Annotated in this window: 25 protein-coding genes, 2 pseudogenes and 1 riboswitch; of the genes and pseudogenes, 5 read left to right on the forward strand and 22 right to left on the reverse strand. The window is 39.8% G+C overall.

Going from position 1 to position 23,882, the window contains the following annotated elements; all coding sequences use genetic code 11:
- Positions 1 to 363 precede the first annotated feature (363 nt).
- The 17 genes and pseudogenes from OCV70_RS19875 to OCV70_RS14530 all read right to left on the reverse strand — a co-directional run.
- Positions 364 to 546, reverse strand: a pseudogene (locus tag OCV70_RS19875) (RNase III inhibitor); the annotation flags it as partial.
- A gap of 56 nt (positions 547 to 602) precedes the next feature.
- Positions 603 to 911, reverse strand: coding sequence for a nucleoside triphosphate pyrophosphohydrolase (locus OCV70_RS14455; protein ID WP_117854323.1), 309 nt, complete (start codon positions 909 to 911; stop codon positions 603 to 605).
- A gap of 101 nt (positions 912 to 1,012) precedes the next feature.
- Entirely contained in the window at positions 1,013 to 1,138 is a 126-nt protein-coding gene (locus tag OCV70_RS14460; protein ID WP_262579799.1) for a hypothetical protein, read from the reverse strand.
- 288 nt (positions 1,139 to 1,426) lie between these two features.
- On the reverse strand, positions 1,427 to 1,543 hold the full coding sequence (locus OCV70_RS14465; protein WP_117854322.1) for a helix-turn-helix transcriptional regulator: 117 nt from the start codon (positions 1,541 to 1,543) through the stop codon (positions 1,427 to 1,429).
- Positions 1,544 to 1,667: 124 nt separating this feature from the next.
- Positions 1,668 to 3,044 (reverse strand): sensor histidine kinase, encoded by a 1,377-nt coding sequence (locus OCV70_RS14470; RefSeq protein WP_117854321.1) that lies wholly within the window; start codon positions 3,042 to 3,044, stop codon positions 1,668 to 1,670.
- The gene (locus tag OCV70_RS14475; protein ID WP_117854320.1) at positions 3,032 to 3,694 is read right to left on the reverse strand and encodes a response regulator transcription factor; all 663 of its coding nucleotides are present in this window, start codon (positions 3,692 to 3,694) and stop codon (positions 3,032 to 3,034) included. The genes OCV70_RS14470 and OCV70_RS14475 overlap by 13 nt, the downstream gene beginning before the upstream one ends.
- A 14-nt stretch (positions 3,695 to 3,708) precedes the next feature.
- Positions 3,709 to 4,449 (reverse strand): lantibiotic immunity ABC transporter MutG family permease subunit, encoded by a 741-nt coding sequence (locus OCV70_RS14480; RefSeq protein WP_262579800.1) that lies wholly within the window; start codon positions 4,447 to 4,449, stop codon positions 3,709 to 3,711.
- 1 nt (position 4,450) lies between these two features.
- Positions 4,451 to 5,182, reverse strand: coding sequence for a lantibiotic immunity ABC transporter MutE/EpiE family permease subunit (locus OCV70_RS14485; protein ID WP_055225702.1), 732 nt, complete (start codon positions 5,180 to 5,182; stop codon positions 4,451 to 4,453).
- Positions 5,175 to 5,888: a lantibiotic protection ABC transporter ATP-binding protein gene (locus OCV70_RS14490; protein WP_117854318.1), complete on the reverse strand. Its 714-nt coding sequence runs from the start codon at positions 5,886 to 5,888 to the stop codon at positions 5,175 to 5,177. The genes OCV70_RS14485 and OCV70_RS14490 overlap by 8 nt, the downstream gene beginning before the upstream one ends.
- A 104-nt stretch (positions 5,889 to 5,992) precedes the next feature.
- Positions 5,993 to 6,445, reverse strand: a complete 453-nt coding sequence (locus OCV70_RS14495) for a helix-turn-helix transcriptional regulator (RefSeq protein ID WP_243000335.1) — start codon at positions 6,443 to 6,445, stop codon at positions 5,993 to 5,995.
- A gap of 223 nt (positions 6,446 to 6,668) precedes the next feature.
- Positions 6,669 to 9,074 carry an ATP-binding protein gene (locus tag OCV70_RS14500; protein ID WP_021925428.1) on the reverse strand — a complete coding sequence of 802 codons (2,406 nt, stop codon included), beginning with the start codon at positions 9,072 to 9,074 and terminating at the stop codon, positions 6,669 to 6,671.
- A 75-nt stretch (positions 9,075 to 9,149) separates the two neighbouring features.
- A riboswitch (cyclic di-GMP riboswitch) is annotated at positions 9,150 to 9,225 on the reverse strand.
- A gap of 203 nt (positions 9,226 to 9,428) precedes the next feature.
- Positions 9,429 to 10,442, reverse strand: coding sequence for a hypothetical protein (locus OCV70_RS14505; protein WP_262579801.1), 1,014 nt, complete (start codon positions 10,440 to 10,442; stop codon positions 9,429 to 9,431).
- Positions 10,439 to 10,651, reverse strand: coding sequence for a hypothetical protein (locus OCV70_RS14510; protein WP_021925426.1), 213 nt, complete (start codon positions 10,649 to 10,651; stop codon positions 10,439 to 10,441). Before OCV70_RS14510 ends, OCV70_RS14505 begins: the two co-directional genes overlap by 4 nt.
- Positions 10,652 to 10,723: 72 nt before the next feature.
- Positions 10,724 to 10,945 (reverse strand): sensor histidine kinase, encoded by a 222-nt coding sequence (locus OCV70_RS14515; protein WP_021925425.1) that lies wholly within the window; start codon positions 10,943 to 10,945, stop codon positions 10,724 to 10,726.
- A gap of 124 nt (positions 10,946 to 11,069) precedes the next feature.
- Positions 11,070 to 12,671 carry a hypothetical protein gene (locus tag OCV70_RS14520; RefSeq protein ID WP_021925424.1) on the reverse strand — a complete coding sequence of 534 codons (1,602 nt, stop codon included), beginning with the start codon at positions 12,669 to 12,671 and terminating at the stop codon, positions 11,070 to 11,072.
- The gene (locus OCV70_RS14525; RefSeq protein ID WP_021925423.1) at positions 12,665 to 13,378 is read right to left on the reverse strand and encodes an ABC transporter ATP-binding protein; all 714 of its coding nucleotides are present in this window, start codon (positions 13,376 to 13,378) and stop codon (positions 12,665 to 12,667) included. Before OCV70_RS14525 ends, OCV70_RS14520 begins: the two co-directional genes overlap by 7 nt.
- A complete protein-coding gene (locus OCV70_RS14530) occupies positions 13,378 to 15,291 on the reverse strand; it encodes an HD domain-containing phosphohydrolase (RefSeq protein WP_021925422.1) in 1,914 nt (637 codons plus the stop codon). Before OCV70_RS14530 ends, OCV70_RS14525 begins: the two co-directional genes overlap by 1 nt.
- Before the next feature lie 231 nt (positions 15,292 to 15,522).
- Here OCV70_RS14530 and OCV70_RS14535 point away from each other — a divergent pair, with 231 nt between their 5' ends.
- Positions 15,523 to 16,269, forward strand: coding sequence for a transposase (locus tag OCV70_RS14535; RefSeq protein ID WP_262579808.1), 747 nt, complete (start codon positions 15,523 to 15,525; stop codon positions 16,267 to 16,269).
- A 154-nt stretch (positions 16,270 to 16,423) separates the two neighbouring features.
- Here OCV70_RS14535 and OCV70_RS14540 read toward each other — a convergent pair whose 3' ends face one another.
- The gene (locus OCV70_RS14540) at positions 16,424 to 17,170 is read right to left on the reverse strand and encodes a class I SAM-dependent methyltransferase (RefSeq protein ID WP_021925420.1); all 747 of its coding nucleotides are present in this window, start codon (positions 17,168 to 17,170) and stop codon (positions 16,424 to 16,426) included.
- Positions 17,171 to 17,480: 310 nt separating this feature from the next.
- Between OCV70_RS14540 and OCV70_RS14545 the strand changes: the two genes are divergently transcribed.
- The gene (locus tag OCV70_RS14545; protein ID WP_117855273.1) at positions 17,481 to 17,717 is read left to right on the forward strand and encodes a DUF6061 family protein; all 237 of its coding nucleotides are present in this window, start codon (positions 17,481 to 17,483) and stop codon (positions 17,715 to 17,717) included.
- A 67-nt stretch (positions 17,718 to 17,784) separates the two neighbouring features.
- On the opposite strand, the gene OCV70_RS14550 is transcribed toward OCV70_RS14545, so the two are convergent.
- The 3 genes and pseudogenes from OCV70_RS14550 to OCV70_RS14560 all read right to left on the reverse strand — a co-directional run bounded on the left by OCV70_RS14550 (position 17,785) and on the right by OCV70_RS14560 (position 20,479).
- Positions 17,785 to 18,501, reverse strand: a complete 717-nt coding sequence (locus OCV70_RS14550) for a DUF2271 domain-containing protein (RefSeq protein ID WP_021924359.1) — start codon at positions 18,499 to 18,501, stop codon at positions 17,785 to 17,787.
- A 51-nt stretch (positions 18,502 to 18,552) separates the two neighbouring features.
- Positions 18,553 to 18,702 (reverse strand): annotated as a pseudogene (locus OCV70_RS20230) (DapH/DapD/GlmU-related protein); the annotation flags it as partial.
- Between the two features lie 433 nt (positions 18,703 to 19,135).
- Positions 19,136 to 20,479 carry an MATE family efflux transporter gene (locus tag OCV70_RS14560; RefSeq protein WP_262579802.1) on the reverse strand — a complete coding sequence of 448 codons (1,344 nt, stop codon included), beginning with the start codon at positions 20,477 to 20,479 and terminating at the stop codon, positions 19,136 to 19,138.
- Between the two features lie 163 nt (positions 20,480 to 20,642).
- On the opposite strand from OCV70_RS14560, the gene OCV70_RS14565 reads away from it, so the two are divergent.
- From OCV70_RS14565 to OCV70_RS14575, 3 genes are all read left to right on the forward strand, one after another.
- A complete protein-coding gene (locus OCV70_RS14565; protein WP_021924356.1) occupies positions 20,643 to 21,596 on the forward strand; it encodes a helix-turn-helix transcriptional regulator in 954 nt (317 codons plus the stop codon).
- A gap of 141 nt (positions 21,597 to 21,737) precedes the next feature.
- A complete protein-coding gene (locus tag OCV70_RS14570) occupies positions 21,738 to 22,898 on the forward strand; it encodes an iron-containing alcohol dehydrogenase (protein WP_021924355.1) in 1,161 nt (386 codons plus the stop codon).
- 6 nt (positions 22,899 to 22,904) lie between these two features.
- Complete coding sequence (locus OCV70_RS14575) at positions 22,905 to 23,396, forward strand: flavin reductase family protein (RefSeq protein ID WP_021924354.1); 492 nt, start codon at positions 22,905 to 22,907, stop codon at positions 23,394 to 23,396.
- A gap of 55 nt (positions 23,397 to 23,451) precedes the next feature.
- On the opposite strand, the gene OCV70_RS14580 is transcribed toward OCV70_RS14575, so the two are convergent.
- Positions 23,452 to 23,583, reverse strand: a complete 132-nt coding sequence (locus OCV70_RS14580; protein ID WP_117852200.1) for a DUF6040 family protein — start codon at positions 23,581 to 23,583, stop codon at positions 23,452 to 23,454.
- Positions 23,584 to 23,882: the final 299 nt, after the last annotated feature.

Raw genomic sequence — 23,882 nt, forward strand, 5'->3', positions numbered from 1 at the left:
CCTTTGGCGCTCCAAGGACTCGGTACTGGCGACTTGCTAAGTCTTACCAGACTGGATTCCCACCAGTTATATATTTGGCACCGAACTGGCGCACACCTCCGATGGTTCAATTGTACCATAATAGGAATATGTATTAAAATAGTTTGTTATCTAAAATGGATTATACTAGTATACCATAAACATACTATTTTTAGGAAGAAATGTCCTATTTCATCCGTAAATAGATTGCAACTTTTTAAATCAGTTAAATTTGACCCTATTAAACCAATCATAAGCCCTATTTTATAGCATTTTGGAGTCTTGATTGGTTAAATAATCGGTTTAAGCAGAGTAAATCAAACCAATCTTAAACCGATTAATCTTTTAATATATCTTATCAACCTCATCTTCATACACTGATTCAGTATGAGTATCAAATAGCACCCATTCCACCAGGTCAAAACAATCCGGATTATCCTGCAAGAACCGGTTTACTGTATGTACCGCAATCTTTGCTGCCAACTCAACAGGAAAACTATATATTCCCGTTGATATTGAAGGAAATGCATATCTGTATGAATGTCCTTAAAGCCTGCAACCTGCTCATGCATAATCATTCCCCATTATTCAACATATTCCAAAAATACTTTATCCTTAAATCCACCACGTTCATCAGCTTTCTTTGCTCTCATCGTCTCAAGCTCATCCAAGCTATAACCTCTTGCCACGCATATCGCCTGAAGAACTTCAAGTACACCAGCCATTTCTTCAAGGTTCTTATCAGCCTGATACTCTGCCACCTCTTCGTTAAGCTTCGTCTCCAATGCTACTATATATTTCTCGCCTGAGAGAATATGAGTTACACAAGTCTTTCCGTCTTTTTCTATTATTTCCGGTATTTTATCTCTAACTAATTTGTTATGTACCTTCATCTAGCTCACCTCGTAAATCCAGTTTCCAAAACCACAATTTTGTGCGGATTGGTATACTGGCATAATGATGGATTTCAATTGGCCTGTAAATTCATTATATTCTAGGCCTTCCCGATATACACGATTAATTCCTCATACAGTTCATCACTCTCTGCCTTAACTTTCATAAGACAATAGAGTACCACTGTACTAATAATGATTACGAACCAAATTAACACTTTGCCCATTCGACCACTCCTCTCAAATAAAAAGAGGAGCAAACCAGCTGATGGAATATTCCATCTCAAGTGCTAATTTAGTCCTCACTAAATGTTTTGATATAAAATTGTACCTAATCTAAGCACACAGATTCACTCTCAGACTGATTGCGGACATCTGTGATACTGACTTGGATTTTCGGTTTTGATATAACAGCGCTGCCTTAATCTACCGCTAAATTGGTATAAAAATAAGGACTAAATTAGGCATAACCCCTTGATTTTACTGGCTTTCATCTAACTTGGTCCTATTATAACTCAAACACCATTTTCCCAGTTAGAAATAGTCTGCCTGGAAACATTGAGGTCTTCAGCAACCTGTTCCTGTGTAAGTTTCTTTATAGTACGAGCATTTTTAATTTTATCAGCTATCATATTTCTGTATACCTCTTTTTTCCATGAAATTACAGCAAACGTAGTAGTAACGTCTATCAAAAGGCTTTTACATATTAGATAAAAGCATATAAAATTTCTTTTACATAGCTTAATTGTGGTCTATTTAGCCTGTTTTTTGACTACTCAGGAAAAATATTTCTACCCTCGCCCCACCTGTATTTTCAGAATTTGAAAGTTTAATACCTCCACCATATTTTTCAGCCACAGTTTTTGCAAAAAATAGCCCCATCCCATAATGAGCTTCGCCATTTCTGCTTGTGTCATCCATAAAAAACTGCTCTGTGCCATGCAATAATGCTTCTTTTGTAAATCCTGATCCGCTATCCTCCACAATGAATGTCAGCCGTTCATCCTGCTCCTTTGCGTCAATATAAATGATTCCATTTTCTTTTGTATGCTCCACTGCATTCTGAATCATATTCATTACGGCTCGAAACATTGGATCATAAGCAATCGTTACCTTTTTATCACTTTGTCCCGCCTTCCAATCTATTATCTGGTGATAGATTTCTGCCAGTCCGAGTGCCTGTTCCTTTATATCTGCGAAAAAATCTTCTAACCTCACCGTTGTATAGGTAACATCACTGCAATTCCATGATTTTGTGACATCTATCAACTGTTTTACATAACTTTGTATCTGCGTTGTGCCGTTCAAAACATAAGTGATATTATTCTTCTGTTCTGTGGTCAGTTCAGTCTCTGAAAGTAGTTCTGCATTTCCCCGTACAATCGTAAGAGGTGTTTTAATATCATGCGCCAAAGCAGACATCTGCTGTTTCTTTTCTTGCTCTGTTTTCCACTGCTTTTCTAAAGATTCTCGCAATGCATCTCGCATATCATCGATTGCCGATAAACAGTCATCAAACTCTTTGATACCGGAACAGGATGTCTCATATTCCAGATTTTGATCCTTTATTTGTCCGATTGCGTCTAATACAGGCTGCATCTGCTTTTTGATTCTTTTTCCAAAACGTATGGACGGAATGATGATAATCGCTACCGCTCCAATCACAGACATAAAACTCATCACATTCTGTGGTCCTATAAAATGCTCCCTCAAAAAAGCTGAATGATATTGAGGTGTCAGGCGATATTGCAATACAACATATTCATTTTCCCTTACAATTACTTTATAAAAATATTTCCCGGATGCGTTTCCGTACTTTGCAACATTCCATGCTATCTGTTCGTATTGTTCTGACAGATCTCCACCTATTTTCTCTCCATTCTCTGAAAAGATTACATAATCACAAAGTGCGGGAATCATCTCAGCAGTCACTTTATCTGCACGTAGAATCGTATCATATGCTTCATTAATCTTTTGCTCTGCATAATTTGCCGGATAAATACAGCCCACACTAATCAAAAGGTACAGCAGCAGATAAGCAACAATCACCAAACCAACTAATGATCCAAGCATGACCAGTACATATCTCATAAAAATCCTGCTGAGTGCATTGCTTCTCTTTATTCTTCCCATTTATATCCAATCCCCCAGACTGTTTTTATCGGTATATAATCATAATCCGCAAATTTTGCTCTTATATTTTTGATATGCGTGATAATAGTACTGTCATTACTCTCATTGTCAAAACCAAAGACCGCTTCCAATATCTGTTCCTTCGAAAAAACCTGTCCTCTGTTTTTAGCCAGAAATTCACAGATTTCGTACTCTGCTTTCGTAAACGGAAGTTCTTTATCATCCATCAACAGTTTCTTTTGAGACATCTGAATGCAGACTCTCCCTAAAACCATCCGGACAGAATGTTCCCTGTGCTCTCTTCTAAGATGTGCATTGATCCTTGCCCGAAGTTCCATCACTCCAAATGGCTTTGAAATATAATCATCTGCTCCTAAAGAAAGTCCGTTTACCAGACTGTTTTCCTCCGTTTTTGCCGTAAGAAACAAAATCGGACAATCCACAAGTATCCTGATTCTTTTGCATAATTCGAAGCCATCAATTCCAGGCATCATAATGTCCAGTAAAATCAGGTCATAACGATGTAATTCTTCCATATTAAGTTTCAGTGGATTACTTACTTTAGTAACCAGATGTCCATCCTTATTCAAAATGCTTTCTATCATTTCCAGAATTGCCGGTTCATCATCAACTGCCAGTATTTTTGCCATAGTTTCCCTCGATTCTATTCCGATATTCTGTTTCCTTCCCAGTGGTTTACCCACCAAAAATAGTATACCATACTAATCCCTGTAAATATTAAGCAACCTGGTATGAATGACAACCATTCACCTACACTAGTTTCTCCCAATACAGATTGCAGATAAGTATATGGTACTCTTCCCGTCCAGCAGACAAATACATATTTCCACACATAATCTCCAAGTCCGGTAAGCATCAATGCACTAATTAGTCCTGATATAATCCCTGCTCCAATGGATACCCCTTTTCCAAACTGAAAAGCCAGAATCAGCTGCCACAGATAAAGTGGAACACTGCTTCCCCACAGCAGCAATGCTGCAAATATACATCCTTTCATGATTTCGATATCGCTTGATGCGATTCTTCCAAATCCAATTCCGAATATGATTGCTGTCAATAGGATAGAGCACAGACACAAAACCAGTAGCATCAACAGTTTCGATAAAAATGCTGCAGGTTTATCCGGTAAAGACAACAGATTTTGAAAATCACCTGCGTTTTGTTCCTGTTCCATCACACTTGCTGTAAAAATTCCAATATGTACCGGAAGTCCTGCTCCTATTGCCTGATAAAATGCAATCACTTTCACATTTTCATTCCATGGTGAAAAAAAGTAATATATTAAAAATATAACGCTGGTTAGAATCGGAATCAGTAAGTGTGCCAGAATCACAGATGTTCCTTTCATCTTTCGCAAGTCTGCATTCAGAGATCTTCCAATCATCTTATTTCACCTCTCTTCTCTCAAACCATTTCAAAAACAGAACCGTTACAAAAACAAACCAGATGATTGAGAGACACATTCCCGGAACAATGACTCCCGTATCCAAAAGAGGATTCCCTGCTTCTGCGGCAAGTCCATTTGGTAAAACATGAAGCAACGGGCACATCATCCTCATAGGAATTGCAGAGACAAGTACATACCAGATTCTGGTTTGTGATATTACCACACCGCTGACGGTAATAAACAGGCAGACGAACAGGTTTACAATCATTCCAAATCGTTCACTTAAAAATAAAGCTACCGGAATCTCCCATAACTCAGAAACCGTCAGAAACAATACTGCAATCAACGCTCCTCCAACTGGAACATGTGTCGTTAGAAGAAAGCCTCCAAGCGTTGCTCCTGCAAACACAATCACATTAGAAAACAAAATCATGTACCCAATATAAATAATTTTCCCCAGCAACAATTTTCTTCTGTCTGTGGGAATAGTCGTTAAATGATAGTATTTTATCTTTTTCTCCTGCGCCACAGAAAGATAACAAAATAGAGCAATCATCCCCGGCAGCAAAAGTGTATACCACCAGTTCCAAACACTTTCTGCATAAGCATTTGTCATCCCAAGAGTAAATATAAATGCCATGACAAATGTAAGAAGAGGAAATCCCCAGATAAACTTTTTTCGCATGGTTCTTTTGGCTTTTTGATGTTCTGCTTTTATAATATTAACCATGGATTTCACCTGCTTTCTGGTTTTTTCTTACCACATTCATAAACAAATCTTCAAGATTATCTCCCTGCTTTAATGCTCCTTCGTATCCTAAGATTCCACCTGAAATAATCCCGACTTTATCTGCAAGTAACTGTACCTCTGAGAGAATATGACTGGAGAGAATTACAGTGATTCCCTGTTCCGGAAAAGACCGGATCAGCTCTCGTAATTCCTCGATGCCTATTGGATCTAATCCATTCGTAGGTTCATCCAATATCAAAAGTTCCGGTTCTCCAAGCAATGCCATTGCAATGCCTAGTCTTTGCTTCATTCCCAAAGAAAACTGTCCTGCTTTCTTCTTTCCGGTGTTTGTAAGTGATACAATCTGCAAGACCTCATCAATTCTGTTTTCATCTGTACCAAGCAATAATTGTCTTACCTTCAAATTCTCTCTGGCGGAAAGATTTTCATAAATAGGCGGATTTTCAATTAACGCTCCTATTTTTGATAAATCTTTCCTATCCAAAAGTTTTCCATCAAAGTAAATCTTTCCTGCAGTTGGTTTCATCATACCAGTCAACATTTTCAATGTGGTAGATTTTCCCGCACCATTCGGTCCAAGCAGTCCATAAATCTGTTCCTTTTCTATATTAAGTGAAACATTATTTACCGCTTTCTGCTTTCTAAAATATTTACACAAATTTTGTGTCTGCAACATCATTTCCATCTTTACTATCCTTCCTTCCATATTTCATTTCTTACTGAAATATAACCTAACAGAAAAAAATAAAGATTTGATGAAGATTGCTAAATAATTCGTCTACTCTATTTTTATTCTCGTATGGAATAAACCATCAATTGAATATCATTATCAGAACTCGACTTTCCACTGAAATCAGCAAAGCTGTTACAAATACGAAGTCCTAATTTACCGAATATCTCCGTGATTTCATCCAAACTATATAACCTTATAGGATTTCCTTCTTTCATTTCAGGCTTATAAAGTGCTTCTCCATACATATAGTCTACCTGCCCATATATCAGCGTTTTTCTATCCTTCTCCCATTCAAAAGCAGATAATGTAAGTCCCTTTTCTCCTGCATCCCATAACTTGCAAACATCAAATTCTTTAGATAAGAGCTTAAGTGTATCAGTATTGGGAACGGTATCACCATTTTCCCAGCGTGATACTGCCTGCCTTGTAACCATAATTTTATCTGCCAGCTCGTCCTGTGACATTCCTCTTTCTGTTCTAAGTTTAAGAATTATCTTTTTTGTTTCCATAGTCGTCACCTCCGTTGTCTTTATCATATCGATAAATCCGCAGTCTGAAAAGCAACCTGTTGTTGCCATAAGCTATCTACATGATTTAGTTATCTCGCTTTGGTCATGACTCTTTTACAATAGGAATTTGTCTTACCAATCACAGAATCCAGCCATGTACAATACTGGTGCATCATTGGTTGGAAAAATATCCCCACAAAATGTTTATACTGGATTCGTTGATCTATAGCATACTTTTAATCTCCCTGATTACACTTTCCCCCGTCAATGGTTTTGCAATATGCTTATTTATTCCTGCCTTTTTGCTGCGCTCCACATCATCCTGAAAAGCATTTGCAGACATGGCTACAATAGGGATCAGTTTTGCATCAGGACGATCCATCGCCCGAATCTGTCTTGCTGCTTCCAGGCCATCCATAACCGGCATCATGATATCCATTAATATCAAATTATATTCTCCTGGCTTTGCCCGGGCAAAAATATCCACTGCCTCTTTTCCATTCCATGCACAGCGAACCAGCATGTTCTCATTTTCCAATATAAATTGTGCAATTTCCATATTCAATTCATTATCTTCAACAAGAAGTGCTCTTTTTCCTTTCAGTGAAACATTCTCAACGGATGATTCTGGCATTTTTGATTCTCTGTCTGAGGAAATCTGGAACGGCAATGTAATCACAAATGAAGTTCCTTCATCCACTTTACTGGTAAAACAAATCTGCCCTCCCATCAGTTTTACTAACTGGCTGACAATAGTCATTCCCAGACCAGTTCCCATATTTGCTTTCTGTTCCAGTCTGTTTTCCTGTGTAAAAGGTTCAAACAAATGCTCCTGAAACTCTTCACTCATCCCAATTCCATTATCTGTACAGGTAAATTCGAATACTGCGGTCCGGTCATCAGAACTGATTTCCTGGCAGCCAACAATAATCTTGCCACCCACATGATTATAATTTACTGCATTACTTCCTATATTCTGCAGGATCTGCTGAAGATGAAGAGGACTTCCAACCAATTGATTATGTATGATATTGACAGCTCCCAGGTTCAGTGAAATTCCCTTTTCATGTCCCTGCATCTCAACAATACCGGTCGATTCTCCCAGCACCTTGCGTAAATCGAAAGTTTTTTCTTCCAGCTGCAATGTTCCAGATTCCATTTTATTCATATCCAGGATATCATTCACAAGATTCAGAAGAAATCCAGATGCTGTCAGGACTTTATCTCTGCACTCCTGCTGTTTTTGCAGATCTTCCGGAAAATGGTTTGCAATCTGCGTAATTCCACGGATTCCATTGATTGGAGTCCGGATATCATGACTCATTCGTCTGAGAAAATCAGTTTTTGAAATATTCGCTTTTTCCGCTTCCTGGGCAATTCTTTTCAACTGTTCCTGATATTCGAACTCTTGCTTTTTTTCTTCCGTAATGTCACGTGCTACATAAAGCACCTCCGTAACAGTTCCGTTTGCATCACGCTGCTTCACAATGAATCGTCCCATATGCCAGTGCCCGTCTGCAGCAAGATATTCTCTCGCAATCGTCTCTTCCTGCTGCAGCCTGGCTGCCAGCGTTGTAACCTCAAAGAACTCCCGCATGGTTTTTTGATCCTCTCTGGAAACAACACTTTTCCGTGCGGTACGAAATGCTTCTGAAGCACATCCGTGACTGCCTGTCAACCGATGCATCACCTCGCCCCCGACAACTTCTTCAAAACTGTCTGTTCGTAGGTTCATAGAATAAATCGTCCAGTAAATCTTTGAAATTGCGGATATGACTGCATTGCTTTCCTGTGCTTCTTTCAGTGATTTTTTCAGAGTAACATTTTCAGAAATATCAAGGAATGTGGTTAGTATTGTTTTTTTCCCGTCTGATGTATAAAAAATTTCCGTCTTCGCAATCGCCGGTGTCAGATGTCCCTTTCCGTCAGGGATTACACATTCATAAGAAACAGCTCCGTCATGGTACCGCATATCCATCAGTTTCTCAATTACATTCTGATTTAAATAGGACACAGCCCCTATGAGCCTGCCCAGATTTTCCTGTGCTTCCCCAACTGTCTCCACTCCATAGATGCGCATAGCTTCTGCATTCATATGGACAAGCTCATGCTCTGGCAAGGTATAGGACAGCACTCCAACACTTATCGTATCCAGAAGTTCTTTATAATAAGAAATCTGGTTTTTGTTTTCATCCTTTAAATGCTGGTTCTGTTGCAGCAATCGGTTCTCCAGAAGTTTTTCTTTTTCAAAATGGACAATATCTCCTGCTTCCTGATGATAGCCCACAATCCTGATCATGTTGTCTGGAGATGGGACTCTCCTTCCTGTACAGCGTATATAAATGACTCCCTTTACAGGATGCATATAACGGTAAACAGCTTCTGATTCATGGCTTTTCAGTTCTTCCATGTAATCCCAGAAGCACTCCCTCTCCTGCGGATAAATATGTTCTGCCACATACTCCATACATTTTTCCGGAGACAAATCTTCTGTAATTCCAAACAGTTCATCTGTGATTTCATCTGTATACAGTCTTGTCTTTTTTCCTTCTTCAGACTCTACTTTCCAGAATCCAGAGTTTCCTGCCTGAAAATATGCCTGTATATCCTCATCGTTCAACTTTTTCATAAACATGTCCCTCTCGAATAATATCTTTAGATATACAAATTAAAAGCACTGCCAAACAGACAGCCCCACCTCATTTCATGCAACTGGCTGCCATTTTACAGGCCCTGTAGCTTTGCGTCCCAGACTTTCATCTGGTTTGCTGATTTCCTTATTATAGCTTTTAAAATTATGCAAAAAACTGATTTTATTATACCCCCCTTACTCCACTTTACACAAGGAAAACATCACCGCCTTAATGCCAAAAAAAGCCGGAAGCCACTTTGCTACCCGTGACCTCCGACTCGTTGTGCTTATTCTAATCAGTCCTTACATCCAAATCAGATCCTCAGCCTCATGGATATCCTTCACGCTTTTTTACCAGAGTATATAAGTTCCGGCTTCGTCATCATAATAGTACCAGCCATTTCCTCTTCCGATTGGCTCTCCATTTCCGTCTGACTGCTGATATGGGATATAGGTTCCGGTTTCCGGATCCCAGGAGTACAGATCATAAGGATCTTGTACATTTTCCTCTGCCTCAGAGGTCTGGACTGTTTCATTCCACTCTACGCCGGATTCATCGATCCAGGTGTCTACGCCATCAAAGGTATATACCGTATTGGTCCGGTCCATATATCTGCCATCAGCCAGTTTATAAACTGTTGTGGTATCACCCCTCAGATTTACAAGCATGGCAGTATCTGGTCCTGGGAAGTCGGTTTGTTCTGTCTGGGACTGATAATTACAATCAGATGACTGCCCGGCATCCGGCTGTCCATCCTGGTTGTCCTGACCGCTCGTCACATCTGTTTCTGTAGGTTCCATCGCTACAGCATCCTCACGATTCTCAGGAAGCTGTACCACATCTTTGATAGTTTCAATTGCCTCAATTTTTGAGCTGCCCCATGGATACCCTTTGCCAGTATAACCAGCTGACGAAAGCAGTTCTTCAGCATTCTCTCCAAGGAGTTCCTGGTATGCATCATATACATCTGCCATCTTCTGGGAAAATTCCGCCTGTTCGTCGTTTCCTTTATCCGACAGCCACCGGACAGTCTCACTTTTGATTTCTTCCTGACTAAGGCTGGTTTCGGTTCCCCAGTCCAGAAGATTGGCTGCCATTTTTACAGTTTTTAAGGAACTGCCTGCTGTTCCAGGCTGGACATCCGTGTTGATTTCATTCAGCATATTGTCCAGTTCTGTAACGGCAGAAGAGGTAGTTGTGGTATTTTGAGAGGTTTCATTCCCAGCTATAGAAGCCTCTGTGCTTTTCGCCTCCTGCTTTGCACTGCTGTTCATTGTCATGGTGCCTGTTACATCAGATCCGTTGCAGGCACTTGCTGTAATGGCCATGGCTGTTAAAATTAATAACAATACTGACTTTTTCATAATCTTGTCTCCTCATTTTTTGTTATTTCATAACTCCAAAATTCTTTTTCTGAAACACTTTGTTCCATATGTTCTTCTTTTGCCCATGCAGGGATGTGGAAATTTCCTGTTTCCGGTTCTCTGACGTGGAAATCAATCCTGTCAAACATTTCTTTCAACTCCTTTATTATCACTTTTGATGTTTTATTTTGTAAATCTGACTGATACATACTCTTTGCTCCAATCTACTAATTTGTTCATTTTAGAGTAAAACAAAAGACCCAGTAACTGCTTCCTATAAATCAGTACAGTTCTGCCTGGATCCGGATGGTATCCAGGGTATTATAGAGGAAATGGGGATTGACCTGGCTTTTCAGGTACAGCATGGACATCTTCTGTTCTGTAAGCTCTGCGCGGATAATGTCCGGGTTCTCCAGGGTCAGGTAAAAAGTCAGGGTCATCAGCGTGATCCCCATTCCGCTGATCAGCCAGGTGTGGTGCAGCCCTTGGAGCACACAGACCATCAATTCTACGATTAGGGCTCCCTAACTATGTCTTGGAATATTACTTTTTGGTCTCTTCTTTTGCTTCCAGAATTGCCTGTTTTTTAGAAAATCATCCTTGCAAAAAAATGCACCGACTCACATATTACAGCTCCGCCAGTATCTGGCTTCCTTTCTTTTTCAACCATCTATATAAAACCAGACATAAAAGGAAAGTAATTCCTGTGAATATTCCTGTATATCCTGCAAAGCCCATTTTCCACAGGTCGGTCATTAAATAACCGGCTGCAAACAAAAGCGTATATAAAAATCCTCCAAAAAGATTAACCGCAACACAGGCACTCTGTTTTATTGGTGCCAGTTCACTGGTCCAATTTAGATTTGGCATTTTGAGACCCAGGAAAAGTCCTGACAGTGCCATCAATAATAAAAATCCCAAACCCAGTACAAAGCTTAAAAGTAGTTGTTCCCATGGACAGATTCCTGTCACTGCCATGCAAATAACACAGAACAGCATAGGGATCCCTGTCAGCCCTGCATGCAGGAGCAGTTTAGCTCTTAGTACCTGCCAGGGTGTAATGGGAAGTGACTGAATCAGCCAGAGGTTTTTCCCCTCTAATGAAACAGATGGCGCTGACATATCATTCATGGATGCCAGGGCACAAAGGGCTGCACAAAGGATCAGCATAACCGAGCCCGGCCGATCCCAAAATACCTGGTTCAAGATCATACATAAACCTTTTCCCTTTACCAGAAATGCAATACCTGCAACAGGCAGAAGAATAATTCCAAGCCCACAGTTCAGCATATAATTGGGACTGGAGGTAAAATGAAGGACTTCCCTTCCAAGCAGTGCTGTCGGAATGCTTTTGCATTTTACTGTTTTTTCCCGGTAAACCTTATGCTCCGTTTTTCCTGTGGAGGTTGCAATTTTCAAAAAGCTTTTTGACATCATAAGCCACATAACAGCGAAAAAAACCAGAACTGCCGCCATCACCACAAACAATGCTCCCAAATCACCTGTACCAGACATTCCCAGTAAATATACCGGATATGCAAAAGATTTTACCTGCATTCCATATACCGCTGCATTTGCCAGCAGTTCGCTGATCAGCCTTTGTGCCTGGAAAGAGATAAAATAATATCCACCAAAGAAAGCCAGGGAAATAATCACAGTGATAAAGCTTTTATGTTTCAGCCTCAGGCTGATCTTTGCCACAATCCAGCCAAGGGCACAGGAAAGTGTCATTACAAATATGGAAATTAGTACCAGATATAAAATACCACCTGCCACTGCTTTTACAGAGAATTCCACAGTAACCCAGTAAACAATCACTGCCGGAAGTGTTACAGCACCTGAATACATCAGCCCCATCAGGTATACACTCATCAGCCTTGAGATCATGATCACAGAAACCTGTATGGGAAGGGAAAGAAGCAGATCATTATCTTTTGAAAGATAAAGGCTGGAAAATGTATTAAATACACTTCCGAATGCTCCAAGCAGTATGGCTGTCAATCCCATGAGGGCAAAATAAAACCATTCTACCTCTGCCTCCGCCATTGGCTTACAGATCATAAGTGCCATGCCGGTAAATATTCCACCAAGCACGCCCACCATCAGCATAACAAACAATACAACATACGCAGCCGTCGCACCCTTTGAGTATGCCTTATTCTTTTTTGCGTTATAAAAATAGCTTCTGAAAATCTCTATCAACTGCTTTTTTACTAAAACCTTCAGCATTTTTCTTCCTCCAGTTCCAGGAAGACATCTTCCAGGGAATCATCACCTTTTACTTCATCCATGGTTCCGGAGCGGATCAGTTGTCCTCCCTTGATAATTGCCACTTTATCGCACAGCTTTTCTGCCACTTCCAGCACATGGGTGGAAAAAAATATGGCACTGCCTCCAGCGCAGACCTCGTGCATCATCTCTTTTAACAAATGGGCTGCCTTCGGATCAAGTCCCACAAATGGCTCATCCATAATAATCAGCCTGGGATGATGAAGCCACGCTGCAATAATGGCAAGCTTCTGTTTCATTCCATGGGAATATGCTCCAATAGGCTGTGCAAGATCCTGTGTCAGTTCAAAACGGTCTGCATATTTACGGATATCCTTCAGGCGTTCATCTGCATCCACTCCAAATATATCCGCAATAAAATTCAGATATTGAATTCCGGTCATATATTCGTAAAGATCCGGGTTATCTGGGATATAGGCTGTTTCACGCTTACATCCCAGAGGATCCTCTTTTATGGATTTTCCATCAATATAGATTTCTCCCTGGTCAAACTGTAAAATCCCTACTACCGACTTCAAAGTAGTAGTTTTTCCGGCTCCGTTGTGACCAATGAACCCATAAATTTCCCCCGGCTGAATGTGCAGGCTCAAATCATCTACTGCTTTCTTTTCTCCATAGGACTTTGTGACATGGCTGATTTTTAACATTATTCTTCCCCTTTCCTTTCAATGGCTTCCATTAGTTCTTTTACTTCTTCCTTTGCAGCCAGAAATATTTTGACCAGTCTGGGATCAAAATCTGAGCCGCTTCCTTTTTCAATAATAGAAAAGCTCTCTTCCAGCGGCATGGCATCCCGGTAGCAGCGTTTCTGGGAAACTGCATCAAATACATCTGCGATTGCCATGATTCTTGCGTGAAGCGGGATCTGCTCCCCTGCCAGTCCGTCTGGGTAGCCTTTTCCATTAAATTTTTCATGGTGAAATCGGGCTACTTCGTAGGCAATCTGCCGGAAGTCTGCATCATCCAGATTGTAAAAGGTCTGCAGAATGATATCTCCTCCAGTTGCTGCATGCTGTTTCATGATCTCATATTCCGCCGCTGTAAGCTTACCCGACTTTTGCAGGATACTGTCCGGGGTTGCAATTTTACCAATATCATGCAGAGGCGCAGCATGAATGACGTTTAGCATATAATCCTTGTTCAGAATGTTCCGGTAATATCTGTCATCCCTCATTTTTTCAAGAAGCAGATTTACATATGCCCTTGTACGTTTAATGTGTCCACCTGTGTTATAGTCCCGGTTTTCTACCATAGTAGCAAACCCATCCAGCATTTCTTCATTATGTACAGTCTGCTTCCGTATAAATGGATTCTCAAAATCAATATAAATTCCAAGCAGCAGTACAGTTGGGAATATGGAAGTAAGAAGTACTTCCGGAAAACGGATCTGTACAGCCAGTATCAGTCCTGCAATCAGGATAAAGGATAATGTTCCCATTACTTTTTCTTTTGGGAGAAAACGATGCCTTGTTATCACCAGAAACAGAATCATTCCATAATAAAATATGATTGTCCCGTAACAGACATACACTGAGAAGCCCATAGAATACCAGGTAGTCCTGCCCCGGATGTACCCCAGTTTCCCGATTCCTGCCGTAATCAGAAGGAGAGAAAGCACACCTGGGATTCTCCGCAAAAAGAGAGCTTTTGTTTTGTTTTTATCAATTCCGATCAATTGTTCATACATGTATTCTGCCGTAATGATAATGGTCAGATCCATAAAAACAAAAAAGAACAGATGCGCCAGACGATTCACAAAACCTGGGATCACGTCCTGATGATTGACGATCCAGGCAGTCAGGCCAGCAGCGTTCCTCATAAGCAGTACATCAAGCACTACCAAGACGGCACCCAATCCCAAAAGAAGCCACGAATTGATCAAAAGGATGCCTGTAAATTGTCCAATAACCAGTGCGAGAATCGGGAAAATCAGAAATACAGCCCGCTGCTGTGCTTCCTCGATGGTCTTAGCCTTTGCAGAACTACGCACTGTCACAGCAATCGCAACGAGCGAGAATGTCGGAGCAATCAGAAGCATACTGATCAGCCAGCTTATACCTGGGATAATCAGATTGCCGGTCAGAAAGAATACTTCCACTTCTACAACCAACAGCATGGCAGCAAACGAAATATAGGAAACCATCATCCCAACAGAAAATCCAGCCGGTATTTTGGATTGGAACAGCTGTCGCAGGGACAGCGGCGAATAAAGCAATGTTTCTAAGGTATGCTTTTCTTTTTCTCCCACAAAGGAGCTTGCTGCCATAACAGAGGATGCCATGATGGGAACAATCAGAAAAAAGGGCGGCATAATGTTATTCAATATAAGTCCCAATATCCTCTGCTGCTGACTATACTCCCCATCTGTAACGGGCATCATATCCAGCAGCTTTTGAAAATCTGAAGCAGCATCTGGAGCCTGCGTCAGTACAAGTACAAAAATCGACGGCAGAACAATGGTAAGCACAAGCGGCACGATAAGAAGAACCGCGAATATCTGCTTATTTGATGTAATGCTCCGAATATCTTTCTTTATTAAAGCGAACTGTCCGTTATTCATATCTTTCACACTCCGTTTCTGCATGTTCCCGGTCAATCAGAGAAAAATAGATTTTCTCCAACGAAAGCTGTTCTTTTGATACATGATACACATCACCACCAGCCTCTACGATTCATTTTACAATCAGTGGGATGTCATGCTCTGAGGTCACCTCCATATCATAGATATAATCTCTCGGAATCTTCAGCCCAGTAAAATCAAGACTGTTACTTTTCTCAGCCTGACTGTGACATCGGCTGGGATTCCTCTCGCGACTGCTTCTATCATGGATATGATTTATATATGCTGGTCGATTCACAGAGTGATCTCCCGGTATTCCCCCATTATTCCTGTGCTTCAACACATGATTCGCATGGATTCCTTCAGGCTTTTTTTCGAATGAGATCTTTCCTTCCTGATTACAAAGTATCAAAAGTGCTTTTAGATTCTGCACATGATGCCATGCCTTACCATCAATACTTTAAGCGCCAAAACATCACTCCATTTATTGATCTGAACAGCAAAGCTGGAAGACCACCTGTCTATAAAAATGATTTTACCATTGATAAAGACGGGGTTCCTGTCTGCCCAGCCGGACACCGGATGCGGCGCGATGGTATCGAAGCTGCGAAAGGACGCATGAAATTCAAATGTCCGAAGATCAGTCATGCAGGCGGCTGTATTTCCTGTACCTGTGACAATCCATGCTCAAACGCGAAATATGGACGCACCGTCCATTTGGTCTTAAATGACAACCCAAGACTCTTTAACAATCCGCCAAGAAGCAGCAAAGAATGGAAACAGGAATACAATGCAAGAACATCTGTAGAACGTTCAAGCAAACGTGAGAAATTAGACTTCAGATTAGAAGACGGCAGACACCGCTCTACAAAGATGTGGTACTGCCGCCTCTATCACATCCTGATGTTACAGCATCTGGATGCATGGGATCTGCCATCTGAATCTCCCCTGAGAAAGTTGATTTTGGATGTAGCATAATCCTATTGACTATCATACCACGCTTAGAGCCATAATGAAAGCTATGTTTATTTCTCATGCCGTTTTTTTGTTCCAGAAACAATATCTACTTTTCAAAGTTCACTGCCAGAGTTTCGCTGGCATGATCAATCAGAATTCCGAGAGATCATGAAATTTATATATGTGCGATTGCTCTTAATCTGCGGTAATCGGCAATCCATTCATTACCGTTCCAAAGAGATTCTTTTGTTGAATCCTCGACTTTTTTAATGATTTCATTCTGCATCTTTTCCAGCATCATTTCTAAATCGGATGCAAAAAATTGCTTCATCCAATTAGCTAATCCTCTCTCGTTATCTTTTAGCGGTGTTGGTCTTGCATAATCGTACACTTTGTCAATCACAAAATCATTCTTCACCAACAAGTCCGCAAACCGTCCACTCGTTGAAAAATTAAATCTTGGCTTATATTCATATTCAAAATCGCGGCAAGCATCTATAAAGGCATTCTCAATGGTTGCAATATTGCCATTTGCGCCAAATTCACAAACCAACAATCCATTTGGCTTCAACACTTTATGGATTTGCTTTAACAAAGCGTCATAGTCAGCTATCCAATGGAAAACTGCATTCGAGAAAACCACATCGAACCGCTTCTCAAATGGCAAAGCAAGTGCATCACAAACCACAAATTGCATATTGGAATATTGCTTTTTCGCCTTTGCTATCATGCTTGCAGAGCTGTCAACACCAATAACTATATCTGCAAAATTCGATAGCTGTACAGTAAGCGTTCCCGTTCCACACCCCAAATCTAAAATACTTTGGTTTTTATTCTCAGGCACAAATTCTAAAAGTCCTTTTCCGTATTCGGCAACAAAGTCGTGCTTACTATCATATAATACAGCATTCCACTCGCTCATACATTTGCCTCCACAAATCCCGATTGAGATTTCACCTGTTTTAAGAAATTTAATAACTGTTATATTTTGTTATTAAATTCTCCGCAAACCATTGAAAACACTGGATTTGTCGCAGGTGAGCTTTCCCTTATTGTTTCCCTTGTGTTATATCGTCCCACCAGTGTTTACGAACTCTGATAAGGGCAAATACAAGGGCAAGAAAAATCTATAAAACAGTATAACACAAAATAAAAGTGACATGGTGAACTGATTGAAATGCTTCTGATTTTTGTAACAAATGATTGATTGAACGACAAGGAGATAAGATGCGATGAGAACGATACTTGCAGAATACAATCCACGCAGAAACAGCATTGATGTATATACCAGTGCAGGCTATATGCTTCGCATTGACTGTTGGGAAGCAGAAAAAAATTTAAAAACTACACCCGGATCAGACTGTGCATTAAACGCACTTGCTATTGATGAACCACTTGAGTATGCAAAATTATATCTTGATGGAAATTTGCAGATGTGGGTAGATGCCGAAGATTCTCTTGAATTATAATTAAAAACTGCGATAATCAAATGAATATAAATCAACTCTTGATTATCTTTTAGTTGTTCAGAACCTTTCAATTTTCGGTTATATAATCAGCCGTAACATTTGACAGCATATTTCTATTCTGCTCTGTATCTTCTGTATACACTGCTTTCACATCTAATGTTGAGCTTTCTGTATCACCCATACTAACTGTTCCTTCATAACGGACTATGCTCGACCAGTATAAAGTTCCTTCGACATAAAACATATATGTACCATCTGCAACTATATTTCCGTCATCATTTGTTCCATCCCAGATATAAGAGTGTGTCCCGGTAGAAGGAGTTGCTCCTGTTATGGCATCAATTCGTGTTTTGTCCATATCAGAGGGCTTAGCATGAGCAACCCATGTAGGAATGCTGTCTTCACGCTCTGCATATCCTCCATTGGAAGTAAAATTGGTTACAAAAAGAGTTTTTACCACATTTCCATCCATATCTTCAATCCACACGGCATACTGATTAGAAGCCGGTGTACTTGAACGATTAAAATCTATACTGATTTTCAGCTTTCCATTTACCTGACTATCTTTAGACTGTGCTGTCTCAAGTGGACTTATATCTGGCACATTATCATCTGATGTTACAGTTTTTTCTATAACATCATCTGTTTCTTCTGTTATGGTTTGTTGCTTATTGCTTTCAGTTGTACAAGTAACATTATTGATGTTCTTTGAAGCTCCGATTTTTACAATTATTGTAAGTACAAATAGTATGATTACTAATATGGAAACTATCTTTTTCCTCATAACAATGGTTCTCCTATTCTGCCAATATTATAAAACATCATTCTCAATATCTCTTATCTTCTTAGCCGGAACCCCGCCTATCACGCAGTTATCCGGCACATCTTTTGTTACCACAGCTCCGGCTGCAATGACCACATTGTTGCCAATTGTCACTCCCGGAAGAATGGTCACATTTCCGCCAATCCATACATCATTTCCAATCGTAACAGGATTGCCAATGCCAAGGTGTTCTCTGCGTCCTTTTGGGGTGATTGGGTGATTTACAGTCGTAATCAAAGTATTTGGTCCGATCATCACATAATCGCCAATATGCACCGGCATGATATCAAGAATTGTGACATTGTAATTTGCAAGAAACTGATCCCCAACATGAATATTTTTGCCGCTGTCACACATAAAGCCTGGACACAGACACACATCACTGCCTACCGAACCAAAATATTTTTTTATCAATACAGCCTGTTCATCCTCTGTCGCATCTGCATCCTGCATTCTGCGAAGTTCCCGGCAGAATTTGATTGCATTCAGTTTTCTGCCATTTACTCCGACATCCCAGAAATCATAATAAAGTCCTGCGTCTAATTTTTCTTCTTCTGTCATAATAAGCCTCCTGATATTTTTAATACTTTTCTTATTATATTTTTGAAATTTGTTTGATTTTTTGCACAAATCCTGCTAATACAATCGGTACACATACAATCCATGTAATCGGCTCTGTCAGACAGATTCCCAGATATCCGATCATTCGTGAAAGCAGGAAAGCTCCTGCAAACTTTCCTATTAGTTCTACTATGCTGGCAATTACAGGAAGTTTCTTATTTCCCAATGCCTGAAGGCAGTTTCTCATAATAAGTAAAATATTCAACACCGCATAAAACGGAACATTCCAATATAAATATTTCATAGATATTCCGATAACAATTGCATCTGTAGATCCGGTAAGTGCATAGATCAGTTGCCGACCGGCAATCAGCACAATCATCAGTACAAGAACACTCCAGATAGTTCCGAGAAAAATGCTGGCTGAAACACCTTGTTTTATACGTTCCTTTTTTCTGGCACCATAATTCTGACTGACAAATGTTGCTGAAAATGTACATATCGTGCCAAGCGGAAGTATACACAGATCATGAAATTTTCTTGCGGCTGTATGGCCTGTAATAGTGGATGTGCCAAAGGAATTAATGCTTCCCTGTAATATAACCGTACCGATATTAGTCAGAACAAGCATCATCGCCATTGAAAATCCAGTAGTTAAAAGTTCAAGTAATATTGTCCAGTTGATGGTAAATTTACGAATATTTATATGCAGCAATGGACAGTATTTTGCTATATATATCAACAGGAAAAGTGCGGAAAATCCCTGTGCTATTACTGTTGCGAAGGCTGCTCCCCTTACTCCCATATTAAGTGTTTTCACAAAAAAGATATCAAGTATTACATTTAAAACAGATGCGATAATCAGTGCATACAGTGGAATATAACTATTTCCAATTGCCCGGAGTATTGAAGACAAAAGATTGTATGCAAAAGTAACACAGCAAAACAGCATGATAACTGAAATATAGCTCTGAGATAAATCTAAAATATCAACAGGTGTGTTTAGCAAACGAAGTAATGGTTTTAAAAATAGTATTGAGGCAATCGTCAGAATAACGGTTGTTATAATGGACAGGATAATTGAAAATTGCACAGATTTTTGGAAATTATCCTGTTCATTTCCACCAAAATATCTTGCAATTATTATGCAGAAACCATTTGACATTCCATTGATAAATCCGATTACCAGACTGTAAATAGATGATGTTGCTCCAACTGCTGCCAGCGCATTATCTCCTAAAATATGTCCGATCACAGCCACGTCTACAACATTATAAAACTGTTGAAACAGATTGCTGATAAAAATGGGAATTGTAAACACAAGAAGTACCCGTATTACTTTACCTTCCGTCATGTCCAAAGTAGCAGCTTTGTTCATACCTGTTTTCCTCCAAATTTCAAATGGTATTTTAATCTCAACTTATGATTTTATTTTAAATATAGGTGGTCAGCCAGTCACTATCATTTCTTAATAATTGAGGTGGCGTTTTCTAATATCATGATATATAATTGGGACAGATTATAAAAAAGGAGTCCTTCTTATGCGTAATAAATATATTGAACTCGCCATTAACAAACTGGGAATTGCTTTTAATTCTCTTGACCTGACCTTTCATCAGATGAATACCGGTGTGCCCGGAGATGTCACCTCTTACTGGCCTGGTCCGGATGATGAGGATGTGCTGATATGCGTTTTCAAAGGGAAACAGATACATGAACCCTTTCACAGGCAGGATTTTTTCTTTATCAACTATGCATATAAGAACAGCTATCAGGCTTTATCCGAAAAATATAATAATCTGATCACAATAAACGAGGATGAATGCTATATCGGACAGCCTTACAGTGGGTATGCCCTACGTGCTGACAACAATGAAAATGTGGTGATTATTGGTGTTCTTATCCGTAAAGATTCCTTTTTTCGGGAATATTTACCCACAGTATATACGGATTCTGCCCTTTTCCGTTTCTTTATCGAGCCACAGACCAATAAATTCTCAGACGAATATATCCATCTGCCTGTTACGAAAGACCATGCCATCCGCACAATCCTTGAACTTATGGTAGTAGAATATGCTGACAAACAGGAAGATACCCAGCGTATATTAAAATCAATGCTCCAGACATTGTTACTTGAAATTGCTCGAAGATACCGAATAGAAAAGCACGGAGCAGATACAAAGTCACTTACAGAACAGATTATAAACTATATGGGGGATCATTCTGATGTTGTCACCTTAAAGGATATTGCTGCACATTTTTCCTACCATCCAAACTATATTTCTACGCTTCTTCACAAAGAAACCGGCAGAAAATTCACAGAAATCCTGCTTGAAAAAAGAATGGAACGTGCAGTTCTTCTGATGAAAAATACATCCCTTTCACTTGAGGAAATCTCTGTACTTCTCGGTTACAGCAATCACAGTAACTTTTACAAAGCATTCAAAGAATATTACGGAATGCCCCCGAGAGAGTATCTGAAATCTATATCATAATGTTCTGTCTCCAAAATATATATTAGAAATTACCACCATATTTATTAACATATAATAGTGTCCTCCCTGACAACATAATTATATAATTACTTCAGATTCAGAGAGATTCTGGAAAATTCACTAAAACAGGAGGTACTGAATATGTATAATTTTAATTTCTACATGCCTACGAAAGTGCTTTTCGGTCCCGGAAAACTGAGTGAACTTCATAGTGAACAGCTTCCGGGCAAAAAGGCACTCATTGCAATTGGTGGTCAGTCCGTAAAAAAGTATGGATATCTTGAAACACTGGAAAAAGAATTAGATACTGCCGGTATCGAACATGTATTGTTTGAAGGCATCCGTCCTAATCCAACAGATATCAATGTCATGGATGGTGCAAAGGCTGTCCGTGAAAATGGCTGTGACTTTGTCATTGCTCTGGGTGGCGGTTCTATCATGGACTGTACAAAATGTATCGCACTGATGGCAGCAAATGACGGAAACATCTGGGATTATTCTTTATCTGCAAGTGGCGGAAAGAAAACTCCGGCACATCCTGCCTTACCTATCGTATGTATTACAACTTCTGCCGGAACTGCAAGCGAGGTTGATATTGCTTCTGTTATTACCAATGATGAAACACAGGAAAAAACAGGCATTTTCTTCCCATCTATGTTCCCGACACTTTCTGTTGTTGACAGTAACTTGATGATGAGTGTTCCAGCAAAGCTTACTGCTTATCAGGGAATGGATGCCTTTTTCCACGCATCAGAAACGGTTGTAAATATCAACCACCATCCTATGGCAGAAATGTTTGCTTTAAAAACCATAGAATATGTTGCAAAATATCTTCCAAGAGCAGTAAAAGACGGAAATGATAAAGAAGCCCGTGCATACATGGCTCTTGCAAATACTTTTGCAGGTTACTATATGATGTGTACTTCTGCCCACACTATGGAACATGTAATGGGCAGCTTCCATGACAACCTCATTCATGGTGCCGGTCTGATTGAAATTGCACACGCTTATTATGATTTCTTCGCCGAAAAGAAAGCTTCCGAAGAAAATATGATAAAAATGGCGGCTGCAATGGGTGTTGCCAATCCTACAAGTGGAAAAGATTTTATTGCAGCTCTTGATAAACTTATTTCTGAGGTCGGATGCAGCGATCTTAAGATGAGCGATGATGGAATTACAAAGGAAGAATTACAGTTGTATCCTGCCAAGGTTCACGAAGTTTTAGGCGGTGATATTACTGCTGATCCGCTTCCTTTATCTGATGATGATTATCTTACAATTTTTGAAAACGCATGGAGGTAAAAATCAATGAAAAAATTAGCATCTAATACTGTACTTTGTGTCCAGCCGCTCCCTCAGACAATCGTTTCCTGCAGGGACAAAGATGGCAAAAACAATGCCTTGGTAGTTGGCTTCGTTGCCAATGTAAGCCTTGATCCGGTTATGGTAATGGTCGGCATCACACCTACAAGATATTCCCACCATATAGTAAAGGAATCCGGCTGCTTTGTAATCAATTTCCCGAAAAAGAGCTATAAAAAAGAATATGGCTATCTTGGCTCAGCTTCTGGAAGAGATGAAGATAAATTTGCAAAAGCCGACATCAAATGGGAAGATGCAACTTATGTAGATGCCCCTATCCTTACAGATTGTCCGGTAAGCATTGAGTGCAGTGTTGTAGACAGTACTATGCCGGGTACACATGAATTGTTCATCGGAAAGGTTGAAGCTATTCATGTAGATGAAGAATATCTGGATGCCAATGGCAATATTCTTTGGGATAAGATGGATTTGATGTAAAACATATTATTTTCTTATAAAACGGACAGCGTCATCTTTAGCTGTCCGTTTATCTTTAATAATGTCCTCGTTTTTCCCACCAGTCTTTCACATAGCATCTTATTCCGATATAAACCACATGCACCAGAAAAAGCAGTGCAATGAGATTTATCAGAAGGATAGATTTTATCCATTCTCCGAAGTAAATTAACTTGTTGTGCTAGATAAAATAAATATAAAGAAACTTCAACAAAATGTGCTATCCTATTTGTAGGGAATACAACGAAAGGAGCACAGGTTTTCACATAATTTATTTGAAGTAGCACAATAGGTTAACTTAATGACATTGGATGAAATCCACTGCTTACGAAGGCTTAATCGTGAAGGCTCTCCTGAACGATTTAGCCGTAGTTAGCAGTTAGTTCACCGCTGTGCGTTCCAATATTCGGATGTGCAGATCGCGGGAATAGTTTTCAATAGCCAGCGGTCCCCAGGTGTGCCGGGACA

The sequence above is a fragment of the Blautia acetigignens genome, from assembly GCF_025566865.1.
Taxonomy (GTDB): domain Bacteria; phylum Bacillota; class Clostridia; order Lachnospirales; family Lachnospiraceae; genus Blautia_A; species Blautia_A acetigignens.